The following is a 6,496-nucleotide window of genomic DNA, read 5'->3' on the forward strand; positions in this document are numbered from 1 at the left end:
GTGCTCCGAACAGGGTCACAGACCGGCCCACCCATTGCCACAGCTGAGATCTGAGGGAGGTGAACCGTCAGCCCCGGCTACGCCGGGGCTGATCCTCCCGAGTTACACCACTCCATGGGACGCCGCTGCCACCTGGAGATTGACCCGGCCCTCAGGCAGAAGCTGCTGCAGGTGAGCCCGGCCACGATCGATCGGCTGCTGACCTCGGCGCGTGCTGCCCTGGGCGGCCAGCACCGCCGCCGCCGTTCCCGCATCGTCACCGGAGTGCGGAGGCGCACCACGGTGCGCACGTTCAATGGCTGGAAGGACGTCGAGCCCGGCTGGTTCGAGATGGACCTGGTGGCCCACTGCGGTGGGCGCATGGAGGGTCCGTTCCTGTGGACGCTGGTGCTCACTGATGTAGCCAGCGGCTGGAGCGAATGTGTGCCGCTGCCCAGCCGCGACGGGCTGATGGTGCGCTCAGCGCTGCAGGAGCTGCAGAAGCTGATACCGATGCCTCTGCGCGGCATCGACGTGGACAACGACACCGCATTCATGAACGAGGAGCTCGAGCGCTGGTGCGCCGAGGCCACCAGGCCGGTGGAGCTGACCCGCTCACGGGCCTACAAATCCAATGACCAGGCCTGGGTCGAGCAGAAGAACGGCATGCTTGTGCGCCGCGTGGTGGGTCATCGGCGGCTGGAGGGGCCCCAGCAGCTTGAGCGGCTCTGCCAGCTCTACGGGGCCCTGCGCCTGTTCACCAACATCTACCAACCCTCGGCCAAACGGATCCCATTTGACGAGGCCGACTGTCGTGAAGGCAGGCGTCCCCGCAGGCGCCACGACCAACCACTCACGCCGGCTGATCGATTGCTGGGTTGGAGCGGGCTGGGGCGCAAAGGCCGCCGGCAGATTGAGGCGTTGCAGCAGCACTGTGATCCAGTGGCCCTGCTGGAGACGATTCGCAGCAACCAGACCGCCCTGATCAGCGGAGAGCGGGAACCGGCCAGCGTGACGGAGCCCTCAGACAGCAGCCAAGAGCTGGATGCCTTCCTGAGCAGCCTGCGGCTGCTGTGGCAACAGAGCGAACCCGGCAAGCGTGGCGGCTGGCATGTGTCCACCCGCACCTACCGCACGCGGGTGGACCCGACGCTGGGCTGCTGGCCCCTGGTCTTGCAGTGGCTCATGGCTGATCCCTTGCTCACAGGCCAGCAGGCAATGCAGCGACTGGAGCGAGAACAACCTGGTCTATATGGCGGGAGCCTCCGCACCCTGCAGCGGCGGATGGCTGGGTGGCGGGTCGCCCATGCCGAACAGGTGGTGGGCAAGCAGATGGGGGCGATCCGGGACCAGGAGAACAGCCAGCTCAACAGAAAAAAGAGGAAACAACCGGTGAGGCGTCAATTAAATTGGTAACATTTGACATGAGTCAACGCGCCCGCCTACCTAATCGTCGCCGTGCAGATAAATCTGATCAGCACAGATCACCTTTGGATAGTGGCCATATCGGCGTCGATAGGCTCTTGCCTGAGCCTTCAGGTCTTCTCCTTCGTTGTAGGGATTGTAACTCAGCCGATCAAGGAAGGTGAACCCATCGCCAGTGACTGAGACAGAGATCTTGGCGCCAAACTCAACATTGCTTCTGGCCTTGCCACGCACGATGGGCCTGATGTGAGCTTGGTAGAGGCTGACGATTCGATCAGGGATGCTTCTGCTGGTACACACGTACCAGCTTATGCGACAAAGCCGGCTGACGGAGCTTGCTACCTAATCAAGAAGTCTTTTGATCAAAAAGAAAGGCACTTAGTCCTGAGTCCAGAACCTTGCTGCTCGGATACTCAGCTTCACAATTATACCTCTTGATCTCTCTTTTAAGGGCATTGAGGCTGGTCCTCAGTGCAGAGATAGCTTCAGAGAACTCGAATTGATTTTCATAAAGCAGCCCAAGACCTCGAGAAGAAAGCTCCTTAGTTGCGACACAGGGATAAGCTATGAAAGGCACATGGCTGGAAAACGCGAGATGCAGTATTCCACTGCAAAGTGATCGGGGATGCGCCAGAAGAACTGCAGTGACATCATCGAATATTGCTTTAATTTCAGAATCGGATATCCGACGCAGGATCATGACAAAAGCGGCATCTCCCTCCACCAAGCTGGTCAGAAGGCGGGATTGGTGCTCAGATATGGGCTTACCTGCAACTATTAAAGATACGCGTGACTCAGGATTGCGGGAATTATGCATTTGCACCATGCGTATTGCAAATCTAAGCCTCTTGTATGGCCTAAGATCACCAAAGAAAAGAAGCCTAATAGGCGCAAGAGAGGGCAGAGCTTGATCGATCTCTTGCAGTCGTACCTCCTGGGCAATTGGAATCTTGTACAGGGGATGGGGAAAGACAGAGACTTTAGCCGATTCAACTAAATACTCATTGCATATAGTTTCTCGTGCCAAATCGGAATGCACGACCAATCGATCAGAATGCATGGCAAGAAGGCGTCGGAGTTCGAGCTCTTTAGACCTGCTGCAGAATCTCTTATGCGAGTATAGATTATGCACAGTCCAAAGGATGCGATACCCATATTGGCGCTTCATGCACTGAAGAACTTCCGCAAAGTGGTGAGGACAATCCGCATACTTACCAAGAATTGGATGAATCCAGTGAAAATGAAATATTGAGCAATACAAAGACATGGAAGCGACTGCCTCAAGTGACAGAGTAGCCACATTTAGGCCAATACAGGATGAGCCTGCAGCCCAGGTGATGTATTCATAGGTCAGTTTCTGATATTCATTGGCATCAGAGAAATCAGGCCAGTAAAGAATGTTTCTATTTACATTCGATAGCATTGACCACGGAGGTGCTGAAACGGTTTGTGGGTACTTATAATGTCCATTCTGTGTATATATGAGGAGGCTACGCAGATTATCGCTCCGTAATGCAGTATGTGCGTGAATGTCTGCACTGATCAGATGCGATATGACTTGTGCGTGGCGGCCTTCAAAGGATTCAAGAAGCTTTCTATCAGAGCCCTTGGCTATCTGGTTTACTAGTTTTGAGATTTTTGTAAAATACAGGCCATAAGACGAAGGCTCACATGAATCTAGAATATTGACGCAGATCTTAAGCTCGCAAGTCATTAGATATGCCCTGTACTCCGCTGGCAGACGCTGCTCATCTGCCCAGTCTAATAAGCCCAAAAAGATATTATGGATCTGATCAGGGTTACCGCCTATCAAGTTAGCTTTAGCATCAGCATCACGACAATCATTGTAATGATAATCTACTGTAGTTGAAGCCTTAATCCCTTGCGCCAAGCCAAAGGCCTTAAACCAAAATTCTTGTCTCGATGATGGCTTCAAGAGAATGCCATTATCGGCCATCATCACCAAGAATTCCCGCCGTAGTAGCTTGTCCCAAAGATTAGCGCTTGGCAAAGGCCAGTTAGCATGATCGCCGTCTAGATCCATCATCTCACAATCATGCTTAATCAAGCCCGAGCGCCCTAGTTCATCTTCTATTAGATGCCCCGCAGCAGTGACAATGTCAGGGTGATTGTCGGCCACGCACCTATAGAGTTCTTCAATATAATTAGATCCTAGCCTGTCCTCTGCTCTAACAATGAGAATGTAATCGCCCTTAGCCTCTTGAAAAGCTAGTGCCAATAATAAAGCTTGTTCGTCACATAGCGATTGGCCGGAAAGGAGCTTGATTCTCTTGTCATTAAGAACTAGATACTGCAGCTCCGGAGGAATTTTGCCTGTACCATCTTCGCATAACAGAACTATTTCCAACTCCGGAAGGGTCTGACTGATTACTGAGCGGAGACAGTTATTGCCTGAGGATGATTTACTAAATCCCTCAACGATTACTGTAACCTTGGGGGACGGTGAGTTCATAGCCATTAAGTCAAAAGGAGAGTTTACACTGGAAACTTGGTTGCAACATGGGCAGAGATCTCTGCACTAATTGTGAAGCCAACAAGATGATCCGCAATAGATAGAATCAAGTAATTTAGAGTCTTCACATTAATTACAGAGAGTTAGCTGTACAAATAGCAAGAGTAGTCGACTCTCTTGCGAAATGATGGGAGTGTTAAATAGGTGGTTCATGCAACGCTGAGTCTTTCGCCTGCCCTCATCAATGGTTGTTAGGCTCGAATCTCTATAGGGATCACCGACGGCCTGGTAAAGAATATCTAGCAAAGATAACGCCGGGCCAAGGCCAACGGTCTCTACAACAGTATGTAATCCAATCTGAGAATAGAAGATTGAAGCAGACCCAAAGGATGATTTAAGATAGGCTGACAGATCTTTGCCGCACTTTTGTGCACAGATTGCAATAACAGCCCAAGAAGCGAGAGAGTTGAAAATAATATTTATGTCAGAACCTCTATCTGGACATAGACTCGATACTTGATCCATCGCAACTGCTGGGAGATTATTAAGAGAAAGCGAGACATATTTGGGCTTGTTGAGATATATCCCAAGGGTCAGTATAATGCAGTGGTAGATGCTTAGAGGATGGCCTCCGCGATTCCGTGAGATGATGGTTTCGCTGTTGTGGCACAGATTAACTAGAATCTTTTTCAAGACCTCGTTTGTTCTTAGAACTACTGAGGGGGGGGCAAGCCAGGCATTATTGGCAATTTTTAGCGACTCTAGAAGAGGAACTAGAAAGAGTAGTCTTGCAAGTTCAGAATCAGTTATATGCTTTTTGGTGCCATATTCACTTAGGAATCGTAAGCTGGGCGAGGAGCCATCACCACTTTGGCCGAACATCGCGCCAACTAAGTCATTGATATATTTGTTGCAGGCTGATAGCTTGTTCCGATGAAAAGCATGTACGAGAATATACAATATCATTGTTGAAGTTGGAAAGCTTTGCCTAGCAAGTAGTGTCGCGGGCATCCTAATTATCCCCCTTCCAAGGCTCTCAAGACTGTCTGACACTGATGCAACAGATGTGTAGTCATGATCCAGAAGTGTGTCCTGCAAGAGCCGATTTACTTCAGAATCCGAGAGTTGATGTGAGGCTGCGATTTTAGCTAGAGTGCAGAGGGTGTCCCTAGCGATATTATCATTTGCGCAAGAACTTTCATGAGAATTGTCGTAGCGCACTTCAGCATCTCTACTATTTGCACAACTAGACTGAAGCAGAGAGATTCCGTATGTCAATTCAGATTCGATTAGGCTGGTGTCAACCTTAAAGATAAACTCGACAATGCCTTTGTACCTGGCATGGTGGAGAGTTGCTTCAGACTTGGGATCGTCCTTCCAAGAAGAAGAAGTTAAGCGATAGACCCAGCCCGCCTGAACATACTTTCCAGACATATTTGATTTTTCAGATCCTGCATAACTCTCCCAATATGGAATGCAGGTCCATTTTTGCCATGGACCTGGAATGCCCAATTGCCTTAGTAGCATGGCTTTTGGACAAGAGCCATACCGAAGTCTCTCATCAAATCTTATTGTTGTCCTATGACTAAAGCAAAGTTGAGGCTCAGTTACATCAACAGGCACATAAGATCGATCAAGAGCTAAAGCATTGTTCCCAAAGAGCCGACTCATGGGAACAGAGATCACATCGCAACCCAAGCTTGCCATCAAGTCGTGTAAGACTTCATACGAGGCTTCAGGTAAAAAGCAGCCACTGTCCCATGGCATCACCCAGCTGGAATCTGCTAAGCCAAGATCAATCGCATGATTTCTGGCTCCATTATTATTCATGATGTATTGATTTTTCTTTCTGCCTATATAGTCAAGCACTTTGGCTTGAGTAATTAATTCTTCTGTTTGAAAACTTTGCTGCCAAGGATGAAGCTCTGGGGGGATCCCCTCTAAGTCCTCCCACACTGATTTATACTCTTTCTTGGAAAAAGGTATAACATCAAGCCTGTATCCTGCTGAGCGGATTAGGTCTCTGATATCCCTGGCTAGACTATGGTCAAAGACTCTATTGAGGAGCCAGCGCTTTTCTATCCCCTCATAGTCAGGTTCATACTCTAATATGAATTTAAGTTCGTTAATAGTGTCTTCTGGCGAATGCCTGGGTGGAAGTGGATTCCCTATAATTCTATATAGTACAATTGTAGGTCTCATTTGAACTGTGGCAGCCGTGAATAACTTGGCTTGCATTGGCCAACCATAGCATAGCACCCTATCGCTTGGCGGAATAAATGTGACTCACCTGCCATAAGTTAGCGAACTTAATCCTTGATTCAGCTAGTGTCCCGTCCCGGAGATTTGCGAGCAAAGTCGCTGGAGCTTCTCCAGGATTGAATCCGCTGTGGCAGTCCAGTTGAACGGGGCCTTGGTCTTGTTGTAGGCCGCCACGAATTGCTCGATCTTGGCGATCGATTCCTACCGCTGCGCGGAAGCCTGCGGCTAGGTGTGTAGTCCCACCACGTTGTTCAGCTGACGATTGGGTGTGAGGTCGCCAGGGTCGGGGTGTCACCGCCCATCCCAAGACCTCACACCCCATGCATAGCCACCCCAATGCCCGACTGACGCCGATCA

Annotated in this window: 3 protein-coding genes and 2 pseudogenes; 1 reads left to right on the top strand and 4 read right to left on the bottom strand. The window is 50.2% G+C overall.

The annotated features are described in order from the left end of the window. Positions 1 to 114 precede the first annotated feature (114 nt). A complete protein-coding gene (locus FPZ61_RS15165; protein WP_185467454.1) occupies positions 115 to 1,395 on the top strand; it encodes a transposase in 1,281 nt (426 codons plus the stop codon). Positions 1,396 to 1,443: 48 nt separating this feature from the next. Here FPZ61_RS15165 and FPZ61_RS15770 read toward each other — a convergent pair. The 4 genes and pseudogenes from FPZ61_RS15770 to FPZ61_RS15775 form a co-directional block, all read right to left on the bottom strand. Further along, positions 1,444 to 1,707 (bottom strand): annotated as a pseudogene (locus tag FPZ61_RS15770) (IS5/IS1182 family transposase); the annotation flags it as partial. Positions 1,708 to 1,750: 43 nt separating this feature from the next. Next, positions 1,751 to 3,772: a hypothetical protein gene (locus FPZ61_RS15175; protein ID WP_185467453.1), complete on the bottom strand. Its 2,022-nt coding sequence runs from the start codon at positions 3,770 to 3,772 to the stop codon at positions 1,751 to 1,753. Between the two features lie 234 nt (positions 3,773 to 4,006). Next, on the bottom strand, positions 4,007 to 6,115 hold the full coding sequence (locus FPZ61_RS15180) for a hypothetical protein (protein WP_185467452.1): 2,109 nt from the start codon (positions 6,113 to 6,115) through the stop codon (positions 4,007 to 4,009). Positions 6,116 to 6,202: 87 nt separating this feature from the next. Beyond that, positions 6,203 to 6,340 (bottom strand): annotated as a pseudogene (locus FPZ61_RS15775) (IS630 family transposase); the annotation flags it as partial. Positions 6,341 to 6,496 lie beyond the last annotated feature (156 nt).

The organism is Synechococcus sp. BSA11S (assembly GCF_014224355.1).
Taxonomy (GTDB): Bacteria; Cyanobacteriota; Cyanobacteriia; order PCC-6307; family Cyanobiaceae; genus Regnicoccus_A.

Excerpts from the sequence above, each read along its gene's own strand:
- FPZ61_RS15180 (WP_185467452.1), bottom strand. The coding sequence starts at position 6,115 with ATGCAAGCCAAGTTATTCACGGCTGCCACAGTTCAAATGAGACCTACA.
- FPZ61_RS15165 (WP_185467454.1), top strand. The coding sequence starts at position 115 with ATGGGACGCCGCTGCCACCTGGAGATTGACCCGGCCCTCAGGCAGAAG.